Annotated in this window: 22 protein-coding genes; 6 read left to right on the top strand and 16 right to left on the bottom strand. The window is 73.5% G+C overall.

The genetic code is table 11. The annotated features are described in order from the left end of the window. Positions 1-76 precede the first annotated feature (76 nt). The 6 genes from ACZ45E_RS24980 to ACZ45E_RS24955 form a co-directional block, all read right to left on the bottom strand. Complete coding sequence (locus ACZ45E_RS24980) at positions 77-271, bottom strand: hypothetical protein (protein WP_468224177.1); 195 nt, start codon at positions 269-271, stop codon at positions 77-79. A 111-nt stretch (positions 272-382) separates the two neighbouring features. After that, positions 383-1,240: a phosphatidylinositol-specific phospholipase C/glycerophosphodiester phosphodiesterase family protein gene (locus ACZ45E_RS24975; RefSeq protein ID WP_468224175.1), complete on the bottom strand. Its 858-nt coding sequence runs from the start codon at positions 1,238-1,240 to the stop codon at positions 383-385. A 195-nt stretch (positions 1,241-1,435) separates the two neighbouring features. Beyond that, the gene (locus tag ACZ45E_RS24970; RefSeq protein WP_468224173.1) at positions 1,436-2,542 is read right to left on the bottom strand and encodes an acyl-CoA dehydrogenase family protein; all 1,107 of its coding nucleotides are present in this window, start codon (positions 2,540-2,542) and stop codon (positions 1,436-1,438) included. After that, the gene (locus ACZ45E_RS24965) at positions 2,539-3,723 is read right to left on the bottom strand and encodes an acyl-CoA dehydrogenase family protein (protein ID WP_468224171.1); all 1,185 of its coding nucleotides are present in this window, start codon (positions 3,721-3,723) and stop codon (positions 2,539-2,541) included. Before ACZ45E_RS24965 ends, ACZ45E_RS24970 begins: the two co-directional genes overlap by 4 nt. Next, entirely contained in the window at positions 3,720-4,706 is a 987-nt protein-coding gene (locus ACZ45E_RS24960) for an NADPH:quinone oxidoreductase family protein (protein ID WP_468224170.1), read from the bottom strand. The genes ACZ45E_RS24965 and ACZ45E_RS24960 overlap by 4 nt, the downstream gene beginning before the upstream one ends. Positions 4,707-4,831: 125 nt before the next feature. Next, complete coding sequence (locus tag ACZ45E_RS24955; protein ID WP_468224167.1) at positions 4,832-5,467, bottom strand: helix-turn-helix domain-containing protein; 636 nt, start codon at positions 5,465-5,467, stop codon at positions 4,832-4,834. A 105-nt stretch (positions 5,468-5,572) separates the two neighbouring features. Here ACZ45E_RS24955 and ACZ45E_RS24950 point away from each other — a divergent pair, with 105 nt between their 5' ends. Both ACZ45E_RS24950 and ACZ45E_RS24945 read left to right on the top strand, forming a co-directional pair. After that, positions 5,573-6,598, top strand: a complete 1,026-nt coding sequence (locus tag ACZ45E_RS24950) for an NAD(P)/FAD-dependent oxidoreductase (RefSeq protein WP_468224165.1) — start codon at positions 5,573-5,575, stop codon at positions 6,596-6,598. A gap of 51 nt (positions 6,599-6,649) precedes the next feature. Further along, entirely contained in the window at positions 6,650-7,552 is a 903-nt protein-coding gene (locus tag ACZ45E_RS24945) for an SDR family oxidoreductase (protein ID WP_468224164.1), read from the top strand. A gap of 6 nt (positions 7,553-7,558) precedes the next feature. Here ACZ45E_RS24945 and ACZ45E_RS24940 read toward each other — a convergent pair whose 3' ends face one another. Together ACZ45E_RS24940 and ACZ45E_RS24935 are read right to left on the bottom strand one after the other, a co-directional pair. Further along, entirely contained in the window at positions 7,559-7,990 is a 432-nt protein-coding gene (locus ACZ45E_RS24940; protein ID WP_468224162.1) for a PPOX class F420-dependent oxidoreductase, read from the bottom strand. Between the two features lie 160 nt (positions 7,991-8,150). Continuing rightward, positions 8,151-8,990, bottom strand: a complete 840-nt coding sequence (locus tag ACZ45E_RS24935; protein ID WP_468224160.1) for an enoyl-CoA hydratase/isomerase family protein — start codon at positions 8,988-8,990, stop codon at positions 8,151-8,153. Positions 8,991-9,125: 135 nt separating this feature from the next. Between ACZ45E_RS24935 and ACZ45E_RS24930 the strand changes: the two genes are divergently transcribed. Both ACZ45E_RS24930 and ACZ45E_RS24925 read left to right on the top strand, forming a co-directional pair. Continuing rightward, positions 9,126-9,725, top strand: a complete 600-nt coding sequence (locus tag ACZ45E_RS24930) for a TetR/AcrR family transcriptional regulator (protein WP_468224158.1) — start codon at positions 9,126-9,128, stop codon at positions 9,723-9,725. Next, positions 9,722-11,122, top strand: a complete 1,401-nt coding sequence (locus ACZ45E_RS24925; protein WP_468224155.1) for an MFS transporter — start codon at positions 9,722-9,724, stop codon at positions 11,120-11,122. Before ACZ45E_RS24930 ends, ACZ45E_RS24925 begins: the two co-directional genes overlap by 4 nt. A 32-nt stretch (positions 11,123-11,154) precedes the next feature. Here the strand turns inward: ACZ45E_RS24925 and hemC are convergent, their stop codons facing one another. The 8 genes from hemC to ACZ45E_RS24885 all read right to left on the bottom strand — a co-directional run bounded on the left by hemC (position 11,155) and on the right by ACZ45E_RS24885 (position 17,783). Further along, positions 11,155-12,087, bottom strand: a complete 933-nt coding sequence (gene hemC, locus ACZ45E_RS24920) for a hydroxymethylbilane synthase (protein WP_468224297.1) — start codon at positions 12,085-12,087, stop codon at positions 11,155-11,157. A gap of 174 nt (positions 12,088-12,261) precedes the next feature. Continuing rightward, the gene (locus ACZ45E_RS24915) at positions 12,262-12,519 is read right to left on the bottom strand and encodes a hypothetical protein (protein ID WP_468224153.1); all 258 of its coding nucleotides are present in this window, start codon (positions 12,517-12,519) and stop codon (positions 12,262-12,264) included. After that, the gene (locus ACZ45E_RS24910) at positions 12,516-12,734 is read right to left on the bottom strand and encodes a hypothetical protein (RefSeq protein WP_468224151.1); all 219 of its coding nucleotides are present in this window, start codon (positions 12,732-12,734) and stop codon (positions 12,516-12,518) included. Before ACZ45E_RS24910 ends, ACZ45E_RS24915 begins: the two co-directional genes overlap by 4 nt. A gap of 54 nt (positions 12,735-12,788) precedes the next feature. Beyond that, the gene (locus ACZ45E_RS24905; protein ID WP_468224149.1) at positions 12,789-13,541 is read right to left on the bottom strand and encodes a PIG-L deacetylase family protein; all 753 of its coding nucleotides are present in this window, start codon (positions 13,539-13,541) and stop codon (positions 12,789-12,791) included. 76 nt (positions 13,542-13,617) lie between these two features. Continuing rightward, positions 13,618-14,949 (bottom strand): alpha/beta fold hydrolase, encoded by a 1,332-nt coding sequence (locus ACZ45E_RS24900; protein WP_468224147.1) that lies wholly within the window; start codon positions 14,947-14,949, stop codon positions 13,618-13,620. A gap of 69 nt (positions 14,950-15,018) precedes the next feature. Next, positions 15,019-16,047, bottom strand: coding sequence for a LacI family DNA-binding transcriptional regulator (locus ACZ45E_RS24895; protein WP_468224146.1), 1,029 nt, complete (start codon positions 16,045-16,047; stop codon positions 15,019-15,021). Positions 16,048-16,117: 70 nt separating this feature from the next. Further along, positions 16,118-17,545 carry a BNR repeat-containing protein gene (locus ACZ45E_RS24890; protein ID WP_468224143.1) on the bottom strand — a complete coding sequence of 476 codons (1,428 nt, stop codon included), beginning with the start codon at positions 17,543-17,545 and terminating at the stop codon, positions 16,118-16,120. 82 nt (positions 17,546-17,627) lie between these two features. Next, positions 17,628-17,783 (bottom strand): twin-arginine translocation signal domain-containing protein, encoded by a 156-nt coding sequence (locus ACZ45E_RS24885; RefSeq protein WP_468224140.1) that lies wholly within the window; start codon positions 17,781-17,783, stop codon positions 17,628-17,630. Between the two features lie 274 nt (positions 17,784-18,057). Here ACZ45E_RS24885 and ACZ45E_RS24880 point away from each other — a divergent pair, with 274 nt between their 5' ends. Together ACZ45E_RS24880 and ACZ45E_RS24875 are read left to right on the top strand one after the other, a co-directional pair. Continuing rightward, positions 18,058-21,030 (top strand): glycosyl hydrolase, encoded by a 2,973-nt coding sequence (locus ACZ45E_RS24880; RefSeq protein ID WP_468224137.1) that lies wholly within the window; start codon positions 18,058-18,060, stop codon positions 21,028-21,030. 98 nt (positions 21,031-21,128) lie between these two features. Beyond that, entirely contained in the window at positions 21,129-24,224 is a 3,096-nt protein-coding gene (locus ACZ45E_RS24875) for a family 78 glycoside hydrolase catalytic domain (protein WP_468224135.1), read from the top strand. The last annotated feature ends 5 nt before the right edge of the window (positions 24,225-24,229 follow it).

Here is a 24,229-nt window from a genome sequence, read left to right as displayed (position 1 = left end):
CGCCTGAAGTGTCCATGCCCGTACGGGAGTTGTTCACGAGGTCGAAACGATCACCGCCCGGGGCCGGGCCCGCGCTCTACGGCTGGAGGCTGTTCACCAGGCCGGCGGTGGCGTTGATGCCGTCGTGGATGGTCGGGGCCACGGTGGTGCCCGCGAGCAGGAAGCCGAGCAGGACGCACACTAGGGCGTGCGAGAGTTTCATGGCTCCGTTGCGCAGGATGATCACCGCGACGATCAGAAGCAGCAGCACGATGGAAATGGACAGAGACACCGTCGAACCTCCTCCGCCACGTCCGCACCGTGGCTTTCGGCCGCAAGTGTGACGCAACGCGGGGCATTCGACGTTGTCTGACCTGTCCCCCGAAAGAGTGCTAAAAATCGATCACCGCTCGTGCGCGTCGAGGAACGCCTCGAGGCCGGCGAGGTCGTCGGTGTTGAGGTGGTCGACACCGGCGGCGAGCAATTCGGTCCAGACGGCGTCGCGTTCGGGCCCCGCGATGTCGGGTGTGGCCCAGAAACGCACCCGCTGGCCGTGCGCGTGCGCGGCGGCGACGATGCCGCGCAGCTTGGCGCGTTCGGCGGCGGGGATCGGCCCCGCGCCCTGCCAAGTGAAGTTCGCGGACCAGTTGTCGCTGATGAGCGGCACGAAGGAGGCGGGGGCCTGCGTCCCCAGGTCGGCGAGGCGCCCGTCGTAGAACGCGCTGCGGGTGCGCTGGGCCTCCATCGGGGCGCGGGCGGCGCGGTCCCCGGAGACGACGGCGGTGACAGGTCCCGGGCGTACGCGCCCGTGGGCGTAGGTGGTGAACAGGCCGCGGTACCGGCGCAGTCGGCGGTCGAGTTCGAGGTAGGTCGCCGCGCCCTCGGTCTTGACGTCGATCAGCAGCTGGAGCGGGGTGTGCGAGCCGCGGTACACGGAGCCGTGGTGGGCCCGTACGCGCGCGGCCAGCGGGGCGAGGTAGAGGGAGTCGAGGGTGCGGGCCGGGTCGAGGTCGACGGGGTCGTGCGCGACGAGGAGGTCGCCGTCGACGAGGTAGATGTCGGCCTCGACGCTGTTGAACCGGTGGTCGAGGGCGTCGAAGAGGGGCCGCGGGTGGTCGTAGTCGTTGTGGGCGTGGGCCCGCAGGAGCGGGCGGGGCCCGCGGCCGCGCTCGCCGGCGTGGGCGAGTTGCGGTGTGGCGATGCCTGCGGCGAGTGCGGCGGCGAGGGTGGCGAGGGCTCTGCGGCGGGTCGTCGGGGCCATGTGTGCCTCCCGTGGTGGGCGGGTGGGGACACGGCGAGTATGCGGGGCGGCTGCCGCCGGGGGCAGGGCTGTGACGGGAGTTGGCCGGACCGCCGCCCCCGGTTCATGACGGCGTCACGGCCCCGCGCCCACCGGCGGCGGCCACCGCCCCCCGCGGTGACCGCCGCGTCCGCTGCCCCGCCCCCGGGCGCCCCGTCAGGCCGACGGCGCCCTCAGGTCGACGAGTTCGGCCAGCTCCTCGCGGTGGCGGCCCGCGGTGCCGAGTGCGATCGAGTCGGCCTTGGCGCGCTTGAGGTAGAGGTGGATGGGGTGCTCCCAGGTCATGCCGATGCCGCCGTGCAGCTGGAGCGCCTCCTCGGCGGCGCGCACCGCGACGGGCGCCGCGTACGCCTGGGCGACGGCCACCGCCACGTCGGCGTCGTCGCTGCCGGTGGCGAGCGCGTCGGCCGCGTTCCGGGCGACGGCGCGGGTGTTGACCACGTCCAGCCAGAGCTGTGCGAGCCGGTGCTTGAGCGCCTGGAAGGAGCCGACGGGCCGGTTGAACTGGTTGCGTTCGCGCGTGTAGCGCACGGTCTCCGTCAACAGCCAGTCGGCGAGGCCCAGTTGCTCGGAGACCAGCAGTCCCGCTCCGGCGCGAAGGGCCCGGCGCACGGCGACAGCGGTGTCGCCGGTGAGCAGGCGTCCCGCCGCGCCGTCGAACGTCACGGCGGCCAGCGGGCGCGTACGGTCGAAGGAGACCTGGGGCTCCACGGTGACGCCGCCCGCCGTCGCGTCCACCGCGAACAGGCCGCTGGGCGTGGGCACGAGGAACACGTCGGCGGCGGCCGCGTCGGCGACCGCGGTGACGCGCCCGTTCACCACCCCGTCCGCCGCTTCCACGTCCCGGAACTCCTGCCCCGCCGTCGCCGACAGCGGCACGGTGAGCGCGCCGACGGTGCGGCCCGAGGCGAGGGAGGCGAGCAGCGTCCGCGCCTCGTCGGTGTCGCACGCGAGCAGTGCCTCCGTCGCGATGACGGCGCTCGTCAGGTACGGGACGGGGGCGACGGCCCGTCCCAACTCCTCCAGGACGACGGCGGCTTCGCGGTGCGTGGCGCCCTGGCCGCCCCGCTCCTCCGGGACGAGGAGCCCGGCGAGGCCCATGCTCTCGGCGAGGCTCTTCCACAGGGCGCGGTCGTGCGGCGCGTCGGTCTCGATGCGGGCGAGCACGGAGGGGGCGTCGCAGTGGTCCGCGAGCAGATCGCGGACCGCCGACCGCAGCGCTTCCTCTTCCTCGGAGTACAGGAGATCGGGCTGGGTGCTCATCGGGACAGGTCCTTCCAGGCGACGTCCTTGTCGGTGCGCGGCTCGGACGGCAGGCCCAGGACGCGCTCGGCGACGATGTTCAGCAGGATCTCGCTCGTCCCGCCCTCGATGCTGTTGCCCTTGGCCCGCAGATAGCGGTAGCCGGCCTCGCGGCCCCCGAAGTCGACGATCTCGGGGCGGCGCAGGGTCCAGTCGTCGTACAACAGGCCCTCCTCGCCGAGGAGTTCGACCTCCAGGCCGCTGATCTCCTGGTTGAGGCGGGCGAAGCCGAGCTTCATCCCGGCGCCCTCGGGGCCGGGGTGGCCCGCGACGAGCTGCTGGCGCAGCCGTTCGCCGGTGAGCCGGGCGACCTCGGCGTCGACCCACAGCTTGACCAGGCGCTGGTGCAGGTCGCCGGTGCGCAGCTCGGGGCGTTCGCGCCAGGTCCTGGCGACGGGGCCGATCAGACCGCCCTCGCGCGGGATGCGCATGCCGCCGATGGCGACGCGCTCGTTGTTGAGCGTGGTCTGGGCGACCTTCCAGCCCTCGCCGACCTCGCCGAGGCGGTGGGCGTCGGGGATGCGGACGTCGGTGAGGAACACCTCGTTGAACTCGGCCTCGCCGGTGATCTGGCGCAGGGGCCGCACCTCGACGCCGGGATCGCTCATGTCGCAGACGAAGTACGTGATGCCGCGGTGCTTGGGCACGTCGGGGTCGGTGCGGGCGATGAGGATGGCGAACCGGGCGTTGTGCGCGCCGGACGTCCACACCTTCTGCCCGTTGACGATCCAGTCGTCCCCGTCGCGGACGGCGCGGGTGCCGAGCGCGGCGAGGTCCGAGCCCGCGCCGGGCTCGCTGAACAGCTGGCACCACACCTCCTCGCCGACCCAGAGCGGCTTGAGGAAGCGCCGCTTCTGCTCCTCGGTGCCGTAGCGCAGGACGGTCGGGGCGGCCATGCCGAGGCCGATGCCGTTGCGCCGGGGGGCGTTGTCCGGCGCGTCCGCCGCTTCCAGCTCGGCGTCGACCACGGCCTGGAGGGAGCGCGGCACGTCGAGTCCGCCGAGGCCCTCGGGGTAGTGCACCCAGGCGAGTCCGGCGTCGAAACGGGCGCTCAGGAACTCCGCCCGGGGCGTGTCGGCGGGCGGGTGCGCGGCCAGGAACTCCTGGGTGAGTGTGCGCAGTCGCGTGGCGTCGACAGTCATGCGGCGGCTCCTTCCGTGTGCGCGTTCAGCCCCGGGATCACGACGACGCGGCCCGTGGTGACGCCGTCGGCGACGCGCTGCACGGCGGCCGCGGCGTCGGTCAGGTCGACGCGCTCGCTGACCAGGGGCTTGATGGCGCCGCGCGTGGCCAGCTCGGTGAGCTGCTCGTGGCAGTGCGGGATCAGCTTCGGGTTCTTGGTGGCGTACAGGCCCCAGTGCAGGCCCATGATCGAGTAGTTCTTGACCAGGGCGTGGTTGAGCGCGGGGCTCGGGATGGTGCCGCTGGCGAAGCCGACCACGACGATGCGGCCCTCGAAGGCGACGGTCTTGGCGGACTGCGTGTACGCCTCGCCGCCCACGGGGTCGTAGATCACGTCGGCGCCGCGGCCGCCGGTGGCTTCCTTCACGGCGGCGATGACGTCCTCGTTGCGCCGGTCCACGACCACGTCGCAGCCGAGCTCCCGGGCGACCTCGGCCTTCTCCGGGCCGCCGACGACGCCGATGACCCGGGCGCCGGCCGCTCTGCCGAGCTGGACGGCGGCGCTGCCGACGCCGCCCGCCGCCGCGTGCACGAGGAGCGTCTCGCCCGCCTGGAGACGCGCGCGCTGGTGCAGGCCGAACCAGCCGGTCTGGTAGCCGATGTGCAGGGCGGCCGTCTCGGCGTCGTCCAGGGCGTCCGGCGCGGGCAGCAGGGCGCGGGCGTCGGCGACGACGTACTCGGCGAGCCCGCCGTGCGGCAGCGCCGGGTTGGCGATGACGCGCCGCCCGTCCTCGGTCTCGCCGCAGATCTCCACCCCGGGCGTGAACGGCAGGGGTGGCCTGACCTGGTACTGCCCCTTGCACAGCAGTGCGTCCGGGAAGTTGATGTTGGCGGCACGCACCTTGAGCAGAACCTGCCCCTCGCCGGGCACGGGGCGCTCGATCTCTTCGAGGCGCATCACCTCGCTCGGCTCGCCGTTCTCGTGCACTTGCCATGCCTGCATGCGGGGCCTCCACGGACTGCTGCGTCGGGACTGCTGCGACACCGGCTTCCACGACCGGCGTTCGCGACCGGGTTCAGCCGCATACTAAGCGGTCGCTTGCCCTCCTGGGAATGCCCCGCCCGGGGTCAGTCCGCCGCACCGTCCGGCTTGCCCCGGGTGGGCCGGGCCCGTACGTGCATGCGCTCGCCCTGCGGCCCGAAGAGGCTGAGGAACTCGGCGGGCCCGTCCCCCGTGGAACCGAACCAGTGCGGCACGCGCGTGTCGAACTCGGCGGCCTCGCCCGGCCCCAGCACCACATCGTGCTCACCGAGGACGAGACGCAGCCTGCCGGAGAGCATGTACAGCCACTCGTACCCCTCGTGCGTCCTCGGGTCCGGCTGGAGCTGCCGCTCCGGCTCGATCACCTTGTACGCCTGGAGCCCGCCGGGCTGCCGGGTGAGCGGGATCATCGTCCGGCCGTGGTGCACGATCGGCTTCAGCCGCACACGCGGGTCCCCGACGGGCGGGGCGCCGACCAGCTCGTCGAGCGGCACCTGGTGGGCGCGGGCGATCGGCAGGAGCAGCTCCAGGCTGGGCTTGCGCAGGCCCGACTCCAGGCGGGAGAGCGTACTGACGGAGATGCCGGTGGTCTCGGAGAGGCCGGCGAGCGTGGCCCCGCGCTCCTTGCGCAGGGCGCGCAGGCGCGGCCCCACACCGCTGAGCACGGCGTCCATGCTCGCCTCGGACTCGCCGTCTTCATGGTCATGGGCGTGCTGCTTCATGGCTCCATTGCAGTTTCAGCAAGCATGTTTGTCAATACCGCGCCTCCCGGTGCATGTTCGGCACCAGGGCGCGACAGCGCCCACCGTCCGAACGAGGTGGTCACCATGGGCAAGCAGCAGCACGACAGGGGCGCGTACGAGGTCGTGGTCGTCGGCGGCGGGACGGCGGGCCTCTCGGCCGCGCTGGTCCTGGGCCGCTCCCGCCGCTCGGTGCTCGTCGTCGACGCGGGCGAGCCGCGCAACGCGCCGGCCGCGCACATGCACGGCTATCCGTCGCGGGACGGCATGCCGCCCGCGGCCTTCCTGGCCGAGGTGCGGCGCGAGGTCACCGCGTACGGCGTGGAGATCGTCCGGGACAGGGTGACGGCGGCCGGTCCTGACGGGTCCGACGGGTTCGAGGTGACGCTGGCGGACGGCGGCCGGGTGCACGCCCGCAGGCTCGTCATCGCCACCGGCCTGGTGGACGAGCTGCCGGACCTGCCGGGGGTCGCCGAGCGGTGGGGCGATGATGTGCTCCACTGCCCGTACTGCCACGGCTGGGAGGTGCGGGACCGGGCGATCGGCGTGCTGTACGCGGAGGCGGCGGGCAGCCACCAGGCCCTCCTGTTCAGTCAGCTGTCCGACGACGTGACCCTCTTCCTCGACGGCGCCGACGAGGACGAACTGCCGGATTCCGAATGGCAGTTGCTTGCGGCGGCCGGGGTGAGCGTGGTGAGCGGGGAGCTGGCCGGGCTCGTCGTCACCGACGACGCGCTGTCCGGGGTGCGGCTCGCCGACGGCCGGGTGGTCGCGCGGTCGGTGTTCGTCGTGCCGCCGCGCATGACCCCGCGGGACACGCTGCTCACCGCGCTCGGCGCCCGCACCGAGGAGACCCCGGCCGGCCCGTTCGTCGCCGTGGACGCGACGGGACTGACCAGCGTGCCGGGCGTCTGGGCGGTGGGCAACGCGGCGGGCGCCGCCGAGCAGGTGGTGAACGCGGCGAGCGCCGGGTACCGGGCCGGGGCCACGCTCCACGCCGAACTGCTCCGCACCGACCTCGGGCGGGTGGCCCGGCAGCGCATGAGCGGGGTCTTCTCACCGGAGGGCGAGCGCGCGGTGGCCCGGGCCCGCACGGCACGGGCCGGTGCGTGAAGTACGGCGCGGGCATGGAGGGTTGAGGGCGCAAGCGGTATTCATGCCCGCATGACGTCCTCCAGCGCACCGCACGGACTGCCCGCCCCTCCCCCGCTCGGCGCCGCGGCCCTGCCGCCGGGCACGTACGAAGACCGGCTCGTCCTGGTGACCGGCGGCGGCACCGGGCTCGGCCGGGCGATCGCCGCGGAGTTCGCCCGGCTCGGCGCCGCCCTGCTGATCGTCAGCCGGGATCCGGAGCATCTGGCGCCCGCACGCGAGGAGTTGGCGGCCATCGAGGGCGCCGGTCCTGTCACGGCAGCGACCTGTGACATCCGGGACGCCGGCCGCATCGCCGAGGTCTTCGACGCGGCGCGGACGGCACACGGCCGCTTCCCCGACGTGCTGGTGAACAACGCGGCCGCCAACTTTCCCGTCCCGGCCGAGGAGTTGACGCCGAACGGCTGGCGCTCCGTCGTCGACATCACGCTCGGCGGTACGTTCTTCATGACCCGCGAGTTCGGCCGCGGACACCTCGCGGCCGGCACCCCGGGCTCGGTGATCGCCGTCGGCGCCTCGTACGCGTGGACCGGCGGCCCGGGCTTCGCGCACAGCGCGGCGGCGAAGGCGGGCGTGGCCAACCTGGTGCGGACGCTGGCCGTGGAGTGGGGCCCGTACGGCATCCAGGTCAACGGTCTGGTGCCGGGCCTCGTGCCGCACGACGACATGACGCCCGACATCCGCGACCACCTCGACCGCGCCGACGATCCCGGCGCCCGGCAGCCCGCCCTGCGGGTCGGCGCGCCCCGGGAGCTGGGCTGGGCCGCGACCTTCCTCGCCTCGCCCTACGCGCGGTTCGTCAGCGGGCACACCCTGGTGGTGGACGGCGCCAACTGGCAGCGGCGCGACCTGGTGAACGCGCCGGTGACGACGGTGCGCGAGCAGCTGGGGCGCGGGCCGTTCGACGCGAGGTGAGCGGGGTCAGCCGTTGCGCTGCCCGTACACGTGGTCGACGGCCATCTCCATCAGCACCCGGCGGTCGGACACCATGACCGACCGGTACTCGTCCCAGTCCGGGTGCTCGCCCGCGGCCCTGCGGTAGTAGTCGACGAGCGCCTCGATCTCGGGGCCGTGCGGGTCGGTGCCGGGGCCGGTGAGTTTCACGACGCCCTCCGCGGTCGCCCACGCGCGGCCGTCGGCGCTGGTGACCTCCAGCGCGGCGCGCGGATCGCGACGCAGGTTCACCGTCTTGGCACGTCCCTCGGTCATCGACACGTACAGGGTCTCGCTCGCACGGTCGTAGAAGGGTGTGACGGGGGACAGTTGGGGGCGGCCGTCGGCCTTGAGCGTGGCGAGGACACCGAGACGGCTCTCGGCGAGCAGGGAGCGCGGGTCGAAGGGTGCGGCGGTCATGGTCACCTCTGGGTCGGGCAGGGCCCGGAGCCCCGCGGAACTGTCCGGTCATCGTGACGCATCCGGCGCCGCGGCGGCAGCCCACCCCGGCCGGGCGGGGGTTCACATGGTCCCCCGGCCCGGTGGGGAGTGTTCAAACGCTCCCGCCGGGCGGGGAGGTTCACGCGCCGCGGAACTTCGGCGGCCTACGGTGCGCCTTCGCCGTGTAGCCCTCCGCCGCGTCGTCGGACGTGAGGGTGAGGGCCGCGCTCATGGCCACGCGGTCCAGGGCCGCGGCGAGCCCCTGGTCGGCGTAGGCGTCGATGTCCCGCTTGACGGACTGCACGGCCAGGGGCGCGTTCGCGGCGATCTCGGCCGCGAGAGCGTGTGCGACCTCCTCCAACTCCTCGCCGGGTACCACCTGTTGCAGCAGATGGAGCCGGTGGGCGGTGTCCGCGTCGATCCGGCGCCCGGTGAGCGCGAGAAGCTTGGCCCAGCCCGCACCCGCCTCGCGCGCGATCCGCAGGTCGCCGCCCGCGTCGACCGCGACCCCCAACCGCGCCTCGGGCAGCGCGAACACGGCGTCCTGCGCGGCGACGCGCACATCCGCCATCAGGGCGAGCTCGAACCCGAAGCCCAGGCAGTACCCCCGCACGGCCGCGACCACGGGCTGCGGCAGCCGGGCGAACGCGGCGAACCGCTCGTGCGCCCAGCGGATGCCCTCGTAGTAGGCGCGGCTGCGCGCGGAGCCGCTCTCCCCCTCGATGCCGCCACCGGGCGCGCTCACGTCGATGCCCGCGCAGAAGGCCCGCCCCTCGGCCCGCAGCAGGACGACGCGGACGCGGTCGTCGAAGCGGATCCGGTCGGCCATGACACCGAGCTGGCGGCTCGACTCCCAGCTCCACGCGTTCAGCTTGGCCGGGCGGCAGAGCGTGAGGACGCCGATGCCGCCCTCCTCCACGTCCAGGCGCAGCCGCCGCGCCTCGCCGTCGGGGATCCCGGTGTCGGTCGTGTCGATCATGCGGCCCCCTGCCGGTCGTCGGATCGTCCTGCACGCGGCGGCGCAGCGTAGCGGTGTTCGGCGCGACGTTGAAGTGCCGGACGGCCGCGACAACAGGAGTAGACACTGTCTACTCCGCTGCGGTAGACAGTGTCTATGCAACAGGACAGCAGGAGCGGGGGCGGCCTTCGGGACCGCCTCGTCGACACCGGCGTCGCCCTGGTGGACGCCCAAGGCGCCGCGGCACTGACACTGCGGGAGATCGCCCGCGCGGCGGGCGTCTCGCACGGCGCGCCCCGCCGCCACTTCCCCACCCACCTGGAACTGCTGTCGGCCATCGCGCGGCGCGGCTTCGCGGACCTGGGAGCGCGGGCCACCGAAGCGGCGGCCGACGCCGCGGGAGCGGACGGACAGGACCCGCGCGCGCGGCTGGCCACACTGGCCCGGGTCTACCTCGACTTCGCGGCGCGACACCGCGGCATGTACGAGTTGATGTTCCGTCATGACCTGCTGGAGAGCGGCGAGCTGGGCCTGCGGGAGACCAGCCTTCCGCTCTTCCGGATGCTCACCGAACTGGTCGGAGCGGTCCGCCCCGATGCCGAACCGGCCGTCGTGGCAGGGGCGTTGTGGGCGAACCTGCACGGGGTCGCCCAGTTGTGGGGGTGGGGAAGCCTGCAACTCGCTGTCGGGGTGGACGACATCGACCCGCTGATCACCTCGGTGCTCGACGCGCACCTCGGGCCGGTGGCGCGATGAGCCTCCGGTCGTACCGCCGCGTCACGCTCGCCGGCAGCGTCGTCGGCGCCGTACTCGTCGCCCTCGACGGCACGGCCTTGACCATCGCACGGCCCGCGCTCCAGCACGACCTCGGCGCGTCCCTCGCACAGGCCCAGTGGACCAGTACGGGCTACTTGATCGCGGTGGCGAGCCTCCTCGTCCTCGCAGGACGGCTCGGCGACCGGTACGGGCACCGGCGGCTGTTCGCCCTCGGCATGCTCGGCTTCGCCGCCACGTCGGCGGGCATCGGGTGCGCCCCGGACATCGGCTGGGTGATCGCGCTGCGCGTGGTCCAGGGCGGATGCGGCGCGCTGCTGCAACCGGCGACGCTCAGCATGCTGCGGGCGGCGTATCCACCGGACGAGCTGGGCATGCCCATCGCGCTGCGCACGAGCGCGATCGGCGTCTCCGCCGCCGCGGGTCCCCTGGTCGGCGGCGTCCTGACGGCCCAGTTCGGCTGGCGCTCGGTGTTCTTCCTGGGGGTGCTGCCCGCGGTGGTGATCGCGCTGCTGGTGCTGCGCGCCCGTGATCCGCAGCCGGCACAGCCGCCGCGGCCGGTCGGCCTGGACCCGGGGGGCGTGCTGCTGCTCGGCGTGGCGCTCGCCTGCCTGGTCACGGCGCTGGTCACACTGCCCGGCACGGGCTGGTCGACGGGGACGGGGATCGCGGTGGGCGGCGCGGTGGTGGCTGCCGTGGCGCTCGTCCGGCACGAACGCCGCACCGCGAGCCCGCTGCTGCCGCCGTCCGTCGTGGCGTCACCGGTGGTCGTACCGGCGCTCGGGATCCTGCTGGCCGCGTCGGCGACCCTGTTCGGCACGCTGTTCGTGGGGTCGTACTTCCTTCAGGACGTCCTCGGCCTCGACGCCCTCGGCACCGCCCTGTACATGCTGCCCGCCGCGGTGTGCATGGTCCTCGCGGCGCCGCTGAGCGCGGTGCTGCTGCGCCGCCACGGGGCGCGGGCGACGACCGGGGCGGGCATGGTCCTCATGGCGCTCGGCGTCTTCGCCTTCGGGCGCCTGGACGCGACGGCCACGGCACTGGCCGTGGGGACGTGCGCGTTCGCCATGGGCGCGGGTTTCAGCACCGTCATGGTCAGCGCGACGGAGGTCCTCGTGCGCCGGGCGGCGGCCGCCGACGCCGGGGTGACGGGCGGGCTCCAGCAGACCGCGATGAACGTCGGACCGACGCTCGGGGTGGCGCTGTCCACGATGCTGCTCGCGTCGGGCCGGGACCTCGCCGGCTCGATGGGCCCGACGCTGACCGCGCTGGCGCTCATCGCCTGTGTCGGCGCGGTGGCCGCGCGGGGGCTGCCCCCGGGGCCGCGCGGGGCCCGGAGCACCTCACCGCTGGAACAGTCCGGGCCGCCGGGCAGTTGACGGGGGCCGGCCCCCGCGCGTCCCGCGCCGTCTCAGTGGGCGATGCCGTCGATCAGCTCCCGCGCCCCCTGCCGCAGCAGCGCCACCGCCACGGACATGCCGAGCGTCGCGGGGTCCAGCGGCCCGGCCCACTCCTGGGCGTTGAGCACCCGCTTCCCGTCGGGCGTGAACACGCAGGCCCGCAGCGACAGATCGCCGCTGCGCTCGGCCCGCGCGTACCCGGCGACCGGCGAGTTGCAGTGCCCTTGCAGCACGTGCAGGAACATCCGCTCGGCGGTCGCCTCCCGCCAGGTGTCCTGGTGCCCGAGCCCGCGCACCGTGTCGAGGGTCGCCTCGTCGTCGGCGCGGCACTGCAACGCCAGGATCCCGGCGCCGATCGGCGGGCACATCAGCTGCGGCGACAGGACGTCGGTCATGAGGTCGGGGCGCCCGATCCGTTCGAGCCCCGACACGGCGAGCAGCAGGGCGTCCGCGTCGCCCGCGGCGAGCTTCTCCAACCTGCGGTTGGCGTTGCCCCGCATCGGTACGCAGGTCAAGTGCGGGTGCGTGGCCGCCAGTTGGGCCACGCGGCGCACGGACGAGGTGCCGATCCGGGTGCCCTCGGGCAGCTCGTCGAGCGTGCGGCCCAGCGGGTCGATCAGGGCGTCACGTACGTCGTCACGCTTCAAGTACGCCCCGAACGTGCACCCTTCGGGCAGCGGCCGGTCAGCCGGGATGTCCTTGAGGCAGTGCACGGCGAGGTCGGCGCGCCCGTCGAGCAACGCCTGGTCGACCTCCTTGGTGAAGGCGCCCTTCCCGCCGAGCTTGGCGAGATCGCCCATCCACTTGTCACCGCTGGTCGTCACGGGGACGACCTCGGTGCGGATGCCCGGGTGCAGCGCGGCGAGTTCGGCGCGGACGCGCTCCACCTGGGCCAGCGCCATCGGGGAGGAACGAGAGACGATACGGATCAGCTCGGCAACCATCCGGCCACGATAGTGCTCCGCGCACCCGCTGGTTGACCGCTCCGGGCGGCGCGGCGGCTTTCCGCCCTCCTCGCCGCGGCCGTGCCGCACGCCGTCGTCGAGGGCGACTTCATGGCGCAGATCCATCCGTCCTCGCAGGCCACCGGCTGGACCGGGCCGCGCCGAGCGCCCCGGCTACGCGCTGCCCAGGGGGCAGGAGCGGGAGTGGTACCAGTACTGGCGGGTCTGCTCGCTGTCCTGGTCGGCGCCGGCGGGGGCGCCGCACGTGCACTGCCCCGCACGGGGGTCGATGAGGCCGGCGGCGTCACGGTGGCCGGCTTCCCGAAGCTGCACGGCGAGCTGGTGGGCGTAGTCCTCGACGAGGCTTGCGGCCGCCGCCGGGCTGCGGCCGCCGCGGCGCAGCTCCTGGATCAGCTTGGAGCGCGCCATCATCGGCGGGGCACTTCGGGGGCGCTCTCCAGGAGGCGGAGCAGGTACTCCCGGCTCCATCCGGTGATCCGGGCCACCTCCGCCTGTCCGCCGTGTTGTGCGTCGTCCTGGCCGAGGATGGCGAGGGCCTCGGTCTGGAGGTCGAGGCGGGCTCCTTCGAGCGCCTCCTCGGCCTCCTGGTAGCGCTGGGCTGCGAGTTCGAGCTTTGCGGTGTCCACGTACCCGAGTCTGCCACGACCCCGGTCCCGGCGGAGTCCGGGCGCACCCCGCCGTCAGCGGCCGAAGACCTCGAACGGCACCGCGGGCCTCCCCCCGAACCGGTCGGCCATCGCTTGCACGTTCGCCATCAGGAAGGTGCGGCAGTACGTTTCCGGGTCCTCGTCCGTCAACACCTCGATATAGGTGCGGTGTTCGAGCAGGGAGCGTACGGAGCGCTCCAGTCCGGCCGTGGCGTCGACCGCGTGCGTGGGCCGCGCCGAACCGGCGACGGCCACCCACCGCACCCCGCCCCACGGCTCCAGGCCCCGCTCGGCCAGCTCGGGGAAGATCCAGCGGTTGCCCGCGTCGGCGGCGGCGTCGAGCGTGGCGCGGCCGACGGCGACGTGGTCGGGCGTGTTCCAGTAGACGCCGCCCCACGTGTCGCGGTGGTTGAGGGTGATGACGAGCTCCGGGCGGTGGCGGCGGATCGCGGCGGCGATGTCGCGGCGCAGTGCCGTGCCGTACTCGACGACGCCGTCCTTGTGGTCGAGGAACTCGACGGTGTCGACGCCCACGACCGCCGCACTGGCCCGCTGCTCCCGCTCACGCAGCGGGCCGCACTCGTCCGGTGCGAGGGTGTCGATGCCGGCCTCACCGCGGGTGGCGAGGACGTACGTGACCTCGCGCCCCGCGTCGGTCCAGGCCGCGACGGCCGCCGCGCAGCCGTACTCCAGGTCGTCGGGGTGGGCGACGACCGCGAGGGCGCGGGACCAGTCGTCCGGCAGGGGCTCCAGCGGGGCCGGGTCGTACGCTTCAGGCGTGGTCATGCCTGGCAGCCTAGGCGCCCCGGGCCGCGGGCGTGCGGATCAGGGCTCCCGGGGCCCCTGTCACGGCTGATCGCGGTCACACCTCGCCGCGCACCATGCCGAGGAGCCGGTCGAGTACGCGCGGGCCGCCCGACCGCAGCCCGTCGTGCTCGAACTCGTTCGTGACCCAGGGGCGCAGCCCGCGGATCGCGGCGGCCGCCCGCAGGGCGTGCGCGGTGTCGACGTACATGTCGTCGTGGTAGACGGCGGCGGCCACCGGTACCTCGTTGGCGGCGAGCCGGGCCGGGTCGTACAGGGGCGTCCAGTCCGTCCGCGCGGCCAGGTGCTCCGCGACGTCGCGCAGGGGGCGCAGCGCCGGGTCGCGGTCGAACTGCCACGGGTGGATCGTCTCGCCGGTGAACATCAGGGCCGTCCCTGAGGCGAGCGCCTTCTCGCCGTCGAACTGCGGGAACTCGCCGCGCACGCGCTCCGCCGCCCAGTTCGTGGCGCGGCCGTCCTGCGCGTAGATCGCCTCGTGCAGCAGCGCGTAGAGCGGGTGGCTCGCGTACGACAGGGCCGCCGCCACCTGCTCCTGGAACGCGTCCGACAGCGCGCGCCCGCCCGGGGTGGGCACGAACGCGTCCTCCAGCAGGTAGTGCAGCCGGTCGCTGCCGTCGCCTGCGCCGAGCCAGATGCCGAGCGACTGGAACGCTTCGAGGGTGAGGCGGTAGCCGTTGGGGAGGACCGGCTCGTGTTCGAGGACGTGGGCGGCGATCTCCCGCGCGCGTTCGACGTCCATGGGGTAGCGGGCGTAGTGCGCGCGGACCTTGCGCTCGATACGCGGGTACGCGGCGCGGTAGACGTCGTCGGCGTGGCCGTCCAGGGTGGGCAGGCCGCCGGTGATGAGCGCCGCCGTCAGGCCGTCGGGCGCGCTCGACAGGTAGTGGGTGGCGCAGAAGCCGCCGAAGCTCTGGCCGAGGACCGTCCAGGGCGCGCCGCCCGTGACCTCCCGGCGGATCAGCTCGCAGTCGCGGACGATCGCGTCGGCCCGGAAGTGCGCGACGTGGTCGGCCTGGGCGCGGGCGTCGCCGCGCAGCGGGAGCGTCTGGCGGTTGACGGGGCTCGAGGCGCCGGTGCCGCGCTGGTCGAGGAGGAGGACGCGGTGGTCCTGGAGGGCGCGGCCGAGCCAGGCCTGCGTGCCGCTGAACCGGTTGGCGCCGAAACCGGGGCCGCCCTGGAGGTAGAGGAGCCAGGGCAGCTGCTCGCTCTCGCGTCCGGCGGCGACGGCCTCGCGCGCGTACACCTCGATGCGCTCGCCGTCCGGGGCGTCGTGGTCCAGGGGGACGGAGAAACGGCGGTCGGTGAGGACGACCCCGGGCTGGCGGTAGCTGACGGCGCTCAAATCGGCTCCTGTGCGGGAGTTCTGCATACGGTGCGGGCTGCCCGGATTCCGGACGTCCGGGCCGCCGCCCAGTTCAGCACATGGCTGTCGGCGGGGTCAGCGCGGGCCCAGGCTGGAGCCGCGGACGACGAGCTCGGGCTGGAGCACGACGCGGCGGTGCTCGTGGGCGGTGTCCGGGTGGTCGGCGGCGTCGATCTCCTCCAGCAGGAGCTCGGCGGCGAGCGCCCCCATGGTGACGGCGGGCTGGCGCACCGAGGTGAGCGGGACCGCCGCGGCGGCGGCGAACTCGATGTCGTCGTAGCCGACGATCGCGCACTCCTCGGGGACCCGTACCCCGGCCGCGTACATGGACTGCAGGACGCCGAGGGCGAGGAGGTCGTTGGCGCAGAAGACGGCGGTGGGGCGGTCGGCGAGGCCGAGGAGGCGGGCGCCCGCGTCGCGTCCGGCGGCGACGTCGAGCCGTTCGGTGGGCAGTTCGTGCAGGGCGGAGGCGGGCAGCCCGGCCTCCGCCAGGGCGCGCAGGGCGCCTTGCCTGCGGTCCTTGACCTGGTTGAGGGCGGGCGGGCCGCTGACGTAGGCGATGCGGCCGTGTCCGGCGTCGAGAAGGTGGCGTACGGCGAGGGCGCCGCCGTTGACGTCGTCGACGGAGACCGAGCATTCGGTGGCGCCCTCGGCGACGCGGTCGACGAGGACGAACGGGATGTCGTGGCGCCGGAAGCCCTCCACCGTGCGGCCGGTCGCCTCGGCCGGGGTGAGCAGGACGCCGCGGACCCGCTGCTCGGCGAAGAGTGAGAGGTACTCGGCCTCCTCCGCGGCGCTCTGCGCGCTGTTGCACACCATGACGCCGAGCCCGGAGGCGCGTGCGGCGCGCTCGGCGCCGCGCGCGACGTCCACGAAGAACGGGTTGCCCATGTCGAGGACGAGCAGGCCCATGATGCGGCTGCGGCCCGCGCGCAGCTGCCGGGCGGACTCGCTGCGGACGTAGCCGAGGCGGTCGATGGCCGCGAGGACGCGGGCCCGGGTCTCGTCGGCGACGGTCTCGGGCCGGTTGATGACGTTCGAGACCGTGCCCACGGACACCCCGGCGACGCGCGCGACGTCCTTGATCCCCACGGACTGTGCCATCGGGCGTGGACCTCCAGGTGAGCGGGTGCGGCAGGGGGAGTGTACGTGGGACGGTCCGGTGGTTGTTCGGTCAGTCGGACAGCGCGAAGTCGGCCACCCGGATCGGTGAGGGTGTGGTGCCGGTGGACGCCTGCTGGTAGAGGACGGAGAGGGTGCCGTCGGCCTTGAGGCGCGGTTCGTCGATGAGGACCTCGCCGTAGGCGTTCAGCTCCGCGCCGTCGTACAGGACCCGCCAGTCGCTCCAGCGGCTCGCGGCCGAGGCGGCGACGATCTTTCCGCGCGGCATGATCGCGTACGCGTTGTCGTGGCGGTCGAGGGCGAGGCGGGTGCGCTGGGTGGAGCGGGGCGGTTCGGGGATCTCCGTCTTGTGCCAACTCCCCGCGGAGTCCCGGTACATGTGGAAGGTGCGGGCGTTCGCGACGCGGTCGGCCGCGTAGCTGGTGGTGCACTGGCCGAAGCGGCCGGGGACGTAGGACCACAGGGCGTGCGGGCGCCCCTTGGAGTCGACGGCCTGGCTCTCCTGGTTCATCAGGGAGTGGTCGGGGGCGAGGGCTTCGACGACGGTGCCGGTGTCGGTGACGGAGACCCGGTCGGCGGTCCCGGTCGTCCCGGCGAGGGCGCCGGAGGTGTCGCGCCAGGTGCGGCCCCGGTCGGTGCTGGCCACGTACGCCATGTCGTGGTTGGAGAGGCCGCCTGGGGCGCACATCACGGCCGCGTTCTGCTCGCGCCAGGTGAAGAAGACGTGCAGCGCCCGGTCCGGCCCGTAGTCGAAGCCGTGCACGTACATGCTGCGGGCGGTGCTGCTGCCGTGCTCGCTGGTGTAGGTGCCGGCGGCGTCGGACCACTCCCCCAGGTTCCGCCAGGAGGCGCCGTCGTACTCGGCGAGCGCGGCCTGGCCGTTGCCCGACACCCCGGTGCGGTACAGGAGTTGGAGTCGTCCCTCGGGGGTGGCGAGGAACTGCGGATAGGTGAACCGGTCGGTGAGCGGCGTGCCGTCGAGCGTGTTCTGTACGGCGCCGAAGTGCGCGGCGCTCCAGGTGAAGCGGCCGGGCTCGGAGGCCAGGCCCCGCGCCGACTTGAGGTAGAAGAAGGCGTCGCTGTGCGAGTCCATGAGGACGTGCAGGCGGCCGTCGAGCGGCGAGACGCCGAGGCTGATGACGTTGTGGGAGTCGTCGTAGCGCAGCCGGTGCGGCAGGCGCAGGGTCTGCCACGGTCCGCGCGGCAGGCGCCTGCGGGCGAGGACGGCGGTGCGGTCGGCCGTGTACCAGGCGGCGTACTGGTGGCCCGCGTGGGTCAGCAGGCCGCTCTTCTGGAACGAGTTGTTGTTGACGAGGCCGTCATAGGAGACGAAGTAGAGCGCCCGGTCGTCGAGTGGGGTGTCGGCGACGAGGCGGACGGCGGGGCCTCCGGCGGGGCCGGCCGCTCCGGCCGTCGCGGATGTCATCGGGACGGTGGCGGCGGCGAGTGCGCCGAGCAGGATCGTGCGGCGTGCGGGCATGTGGGCTCCTTCGGGGGTGGGGGGCGGGCACCGGGTCACCGCGCCGGGGTGTACGCGGAGCGGAACGTCCAGGTCCCGGAGGTCACCTCGCATGTCGCGCGGTCGCCGGTCCGTCGGGGGACCCGGCGGCCGCCGTCGCGGCGAGCGCGCCACCCGGCCCCGTGCCGAGGGCGGCGGCTCCGGCCGCGACACCTGATGCCGCGACGAAGTGTCGTCTCGTCAGCTCTGGTCCGGGCATGCGGCGGCTCCTTTGCGCGTCCCTGCGACGGGGAGAGTGGGGTGCGGCGGGCGCGCCACGAGGGCGGCGGCCAGGGCGACTTGAATCGTTTCGCTCTACACCGTCGGCAACTCTGCGCGAGGCGGCATCGCCTGTCAATCCACGTGCACAGGTGCGTTTGGTGCACGCCTCTTGCCACTGGTCACAGCTGCACGTAGGTTCCTCCACCCCACATTGAATCGTTTGAAACTGTTCAACCGAGTGACTGCCCTGGTGACCAGGGACAAGGAGAGCCATGAGCCTGCGCCGTCGGACCGTGCTGAGAATGGGCGCCCTGGCCGGAGCCGCGACAGCGCTGCCCCTCGCGGGTACCGGGCAGGCCCTCGCGCGGGGTTCGGCGGCGGGGACGGCGGCCGTGGGCCTGCGCGAACCGGCGGCCGCCGTGCGGCCCAAGTTCCGCTGGTGGTGGCCGGACGCGCTGGTCGACACCGGTGAGATCGCCCGCGAGATCCGGGCGATCGCGGCGGCCGGGTTCGGCGGGGTGGAGATAGCGGCGGTCACGCACAGCCTGGACGAACAGCTCGACACCGTGCGCCACGGCTGGGGCACCGAGGCGTGGCGGGCGGCGGTCGAGGCGGCGCTGCGCGAGGCGAGGAAGCGCGATGTGGTGGTGGACCTGACCATCGGCCCCGCGTGGCCGGCCGCGGTGCCGTCGATCACGCCGGACAGCAGGGCCGCGGCGAAGGAACTCGCCCACGGGATCGCCGTGCTGGAGCCCGGGACGACGTACGAGGGGCCGGTTCCCGCCGCGGTGAGCGAGGCCGGGGAAGGCGTCACGGACCAGCGGCTGCTGCTCGTGCAGGCGGTGCGGGTGACGGCGGGCAGTTCGCCGGCCGCTGTGCCCGTCCGCCTCGACCGGAGCACCGTCACCGACGTCACCGCCCGTGTCACCGGAGGCCGCGTCTCGTGGACCGCGCCCGACGACGGCGCCACCTGGCTGCTGGTCGCCTACTGGGAGCGCGGCTCCGGCCAGCGCCCGGAGGGCCGCGACCACACGACACCGCTCGCCTATGTCGTCGACCACTTCAGCGACGCGGGCACGCGCGCGGTGACCGACTTCTGGGAGAAGCACATCCTCACCCCCTCGATCCGCGGGCTGCTCAGGGCGACCGGCGGCACCCTCTTCGAGGACTCCATCGAGATCGAGACGGACGCGACGCTGTGGACGCCCGCGCTGCCCGCCGAGTTCGAGCGGCGGATGGGCTACTCGCTCCTGCCCCACCTCGCGACGTTCGTCGAGAAGAAGGAGAAGTACGTCTTCAGCTTCGAGCCGTCGCTCGACAAGGCGATCCGGCGTGACGTGATGGAGGTCGTCACCGAACTGTACGTGGAACATCACCTGCGGCCCTTGCAGAAGTGGGCGCACACGCTCGGTCTCGGACTGCGCATCCAGCCGTACGGTCTGGAGACGGACGCGATCTACAAGTCGGCGCTCCTGGACGTCACCGAGGGCGAGTCGCTGGGGTTCAAGAACCTCGACGACTTCCGCTGCCTGGCCGGCGGCCGGGACATGGGCGGCCGCCCGCTGGTGTCGAACGAGGCAGGCGGCACCGCGGGCGGCGCCTACGCCACGACCTGGTCCGACACGCTGAAGAAGCTGGTCACGCAGTACGCGGCCGGGGTCAACCAGGCCGTCTTCCACGGGTTCGCGTACGCGGACGCGCCCGGCGCCCAGTGGCCCGGGTTCGCGGCGTTCTCCCCCTACAAGGGCGCCGCCGGATACGGCGAGGCATGGGGCCCGCGCCAGCCGCTGTGGCGGCACACCCCGCAGGTCGCGGACTTCCTGGCCCGCGTCCAGGCCGTCCTGCAGACCGGCGTGAACCGGGTCGACATCGGGGTGCTGCGCCAGAAGGGCTACGCCGGTTCGGGGCTCGGGGCGCCCTGGTTCACCAGCGACGGTGTCCCGGTCGGCTGGACGCACACGTTTCTCAGCCCGCGCCTGCTCGACCTGGACTCGGCGGTGGTCAGGGACGGCCGCTTCGCCCCGGACGGGCCCGCGGTCAAGGCGCTGCTCGTCGACGGCGACATCATGATCAACCGGGAACACACCCTGCAACTGGACGTCGCCGAGAAGCTGTTGGGGTACGCCCGCGCGGGGCTCCCGGTCATCCTCATCGGCGACTGGTCCGACGCCCACGTCCCAGGCCTCGCCCGCCCCGGCGACGACGAACGGCTCCGCCGACTCCTCACGCGGCTCCAGGAGTTGCCGAGCGTCCACACGGTCGCGGACCGGCCCGACGTGCCGGAGGCCATCGCCGCGCTGGGTCTGACCCGCGATGTCGAGTACGCCGAATCGTCGATGCTGCTGCACGCGCACCGCGCCGACAAGGACACCGACTACTTCTTCTTCGCCAACGACGCGGTCAGCAAGAAGGGTTCGACCGGGACCCGCATCACGCACGACGTCACCCTCACCGCCCGGGTGAAGGGCGCGGTCCCCCACGTCCTCGACCCGTGGACGGGCACCGTCACCCCGGTCGCCCTGTACACGCGCACCGACGACGGCCGCGTCCGCCTCACCGTGGACCTGTGGCCGGGCGCCGTCACCGTCGTCGTCCTGGCCCGCCCGTCCGGCGCCGCGCCGAAACGCCACGCCACGGCGACCCGGGCCGACGACATCCGGGTGACCGGGGGTGGGCGCCTGGAGATCCGCGCGTCGGCCGCGGGCACCTACACCACCACCCTCGACGACGGGCGCACCGTCACCACGAGGATCGGCGCTGTGCCGGAGCCCATGGACCTCACCTCCTGGGAACTGACCGTCGACGACTGGCTGCCGGGGGCGAGCGCGACCGAGACCGTCCACGACCACCATGTGGTGCGGCTCGACGCGCTCGCGCCCTGGACCCGGCTGCCCGGCCTCGAGGATGTCTCCGGCATCGGCACCTACCGCACCACCGTGCGCCTCGGCCGGGAGTGGAGCGCGGCCCACGGCGCACTGCTCGAACTGGGCGGCGTCTTCGACACGTTCACCGTCCGCGTCAACGGGCACGACCTGCCGACCGTCGACCAGCTCACCCGCGTCGCCGACCTCGGCACGCGCCTGCGGCCGGGCGCCAACACCATCGAGATCGAGGTGGCGACCACCCTGCTGAACCGGCTCCGCGTGACCCGCCCCGCCGTGTTCGGCGCCGCCAAGCGGCAGGAGTACGGGCTGACCGGCCCCGTCCGCCTCGTCCCGTACGCGCGCGCGGCCGTACGCACCTGACCCCCGTCCCCCCATCCCCTCACCCCACCCCCGCTCCAGCGACCGCAGCACCCCCCACCATCACAGAGCACCTTCACCGTCGAAGGGAAACCTGACAGATGAGCAGCGACATCCGCCGCAGGACCGTACTCGCCGCGACCGCCGGCGCCGTGCCCGCCGTGGCCGCCGCCGGCGCGTTCGGCGGCGCCTCCCCCGCCCAGGCGGCCCCCGCCGCCGTCCCGGCGGGCGACAGCGGCGTCACCGGCCTGACCGTCGAGCACCGCGAGCAGCCGCTCGGGACGGACGCCGCCCGGCCCCGCTTCGGCTGGCGCCTCGGCTCGCGGCGGCGCGGGCTGACGCAGGGCGCGTACCGGATCCGGGTCGCGTCCTCGCCCGCACGGCTCACCGGATCGCGCGCCGACGTGTGGGACAGCGGCCGGGTGACGTCGTCCGACTCCGTCGCCGTCCTGTACGACGGGCCGCGACTGAAGCCGTCCACCCGGTACTTCTGGACGGTGACGGCGTGGGACGCGCAGGGCGGGCCGCTCGGCACGGCGCCCGCCGCGTGGTTCGAGACGAGCCTGCTCAGCTCCGACGGCGTCACCGGCTGGGACGGCGCGCAGTGGGTCGCCATGAAGGGCAAGGCGCCGAACTCGGCGGGCGCGCCGCTGGTCCGCTGCGAGACGCCGCTGCGCAAGGGCAGAGTCAGTGAGGCCCGCCTGTACGTGAGCGCGCTCGGCGTCTACGAGGCGTACGTGAACGGCGCACGCGTCACCGTGCCGCAGGACGGCGGCCGGACGGCCGAGCTGCTGACGCCGGGCTGGACCAACTACGACATGACCGTCAACTACCTGACGTACGACGTCACGGAGAGCGTCGCGGGCGCCCGGTCGGTGACGCTCGCGGCCGTCCTCGGCAACGGCTGGTACAACGGGCGGGTCTCCGAGGGCAGCACCTACTACTCCAAGGACGGCAACCCCCTCGCGCTCAAGGCCAAGCTCATGATCCGCTACGCCGACGGCTCCACGCAGAGCGTCGTCACGGATCCCGGCGGCGGCTGGCGGGCCACCGACACCGGGCCCTACCGCGCCGACGACATCTACGACGGCCAGACGTACGACGCCCGCAAGGAGCTGGACGGCTGGACCGCGAACGGTTTCGACACCACGGGCTGGGCGGAGGTCGAACAGGCCGGCTACGCCGCGAGGTTCCCCGACGCGAAACTGACCGCCTACCCCGGTGAGTCGGCGCGGCTGATGGCGAAGTGGGACCGGCGCCCGCAGTCCGCCACCGTCTACAGCGAGGTCACGGGCGCGTCGTCCAGCGCCAACGGCAAGGGCCGCATCGTGCCGGACCCGGCCCGGTCGACCGCCGGCGAGCCGGGGCCCGTCACGCTGCGCCCCGGTGACACGGCCGTGTTCGACCTCGGCCAGAACATGGTCGGCGTCCCCCGCTACACACTGCGCGGCCCGGCGGGCGCCCAGGTCGTCGTCCGGTTCGGCGAGATGCTGAACGACGACAGCGCGGGCGCGGACGGTCCGGTGGGCTCGCTCTACCGGGCCAACCTGCGCAGCGCCAAGGCGACCAGCACGTACATCCTCAAGGGCGCGAAGGACGGCGAGACCCATCAGGACTCGCTCACGTTCTACGGCTTCCGCTACGTCTCGGTGGAGGTGACGACGCCCGGCGCCGAGGTCACCGTCTCCGGCCTGACCGGCAAGGTCGGCACGTCGGCGATCCGCGACATCGGCCACGTCACCACGGACGACGACGCCATCAACCAGCTGCTCAGCAACGTGCGTTGGGGCCAGCGCGGAAACTACCTGTGGGTGCCGACCGACTGCCCGCAGCGCGACGAGCGGCTCGGCTGGACCGGCGACACCCAGGTCTTCTCGAACACCGGCCTCTACAACACGGACGCCGTCGCGTTCCTCAGCCAGTTCGAGTCCATCCTCATCGAGTCGCAGAAGATCTACGGCGTGGACGGCGCGCAGTTCACCGCGGTGGCGCCCGGCAACCGGTACAACGCCGCGGCGCCGTGCAGCGGTTGGGCGGACTGCGGGGTGATCGTGCCGTGGACGGTGTGGCAGATGAGCGGCGACCGCACCATCGTCGACCGCAGCTGGGACGCGATGGTCCGCTACATCGACTGGATCCGGCAGAAGGGCGGCGACACCTACGCGGGACAGGGCGCGATCTTCGCCGACTGGCTCGCGTTCCAGAACACCGGCACCCAGCTGATGAGCGACGTCTACTACGCCTACAGCGTCCGGCTGATGGCGCGGATGGCGCGGGCCACCGGGCGCACCGCCGAGGCCGCGGCGTACGACGACCTCTTCACCCGCATCCGGCGCGCCTTCATGGCCAGGTACGTCGAGGTCGACGGTGACAGGATCACCGTGCGGTCGAGCCTCGGCGGCAAGCCGGGCATGGGCGGCGACCCCGAGGACGACAGCCAGTCCGCGCTGCTGTGGGTCCTCAAGCTCGGCTTCTACGACACGCAGGCCCAACGCCGGGCGCTGGTCGGCCTGTTGGCGGACAACATAGGCAACGACGCCGCGTACAAGGCGGCGCATCCGGACAGCGCCCGCGTGCGGTACGCGGAGAACACCCTGTCGGTCGGCTTCCTCGGCGTGAACGTCCTCGCGCCGGTCCTGACCGACGAGGGCCGCGCCGACCTGGCGTACGAACTGCTCCACCAGAACGCCATGCCGTCGTGGCTGTACTCGGTGGAGAACGGCGCGACGACGGTGTGGGAGCGCTGGAACTCGTACTCGAAGGAGGACGGGTTCGGCCCCGTGGAGATGAACTCCTTCAACCACTACTCGTACGGCGCGATCGCCGAGTGGATGTACGCGTACATGGCGGGCATCGCCCGCGACCCGGAGCACCCGGGTTTCCGACGGTTCCGTCTCCAGCCGCACCTGGACCCGACCGGCGCCATCACCCGGGTGTCGGGCCGTCACCTGTCCCCGTACGGCGAGATCACGAGTGCGTGGACGCTGGCCAAGGACGGGAGGCTGACCTACGAGGCGGTCGTCCCCGCGAACAGCGAGGCGACGCTGAGCCTGCCCGCGGTATCGGCGTCCGCGGTGCGTGAGGGACGTACGCCGCTCTCCTCGGTGGACGGCGTACGGTTCACCGGGTTCGAGGACGGCACGGCCACGTACGTCCTGCCGGCCGGGCGGTACCAGGTGACCAGCGTGGTGCGCTGACCCGC

It is taken from the genome of Streptomyces sp. NPDC030991, from assembly GCF_055571235.1.
The sequence above is the reverse complement of the archived record's forward strand: the minus strand, read 5'-3'. Positions and strand labels throughout refer to the sequence as shown.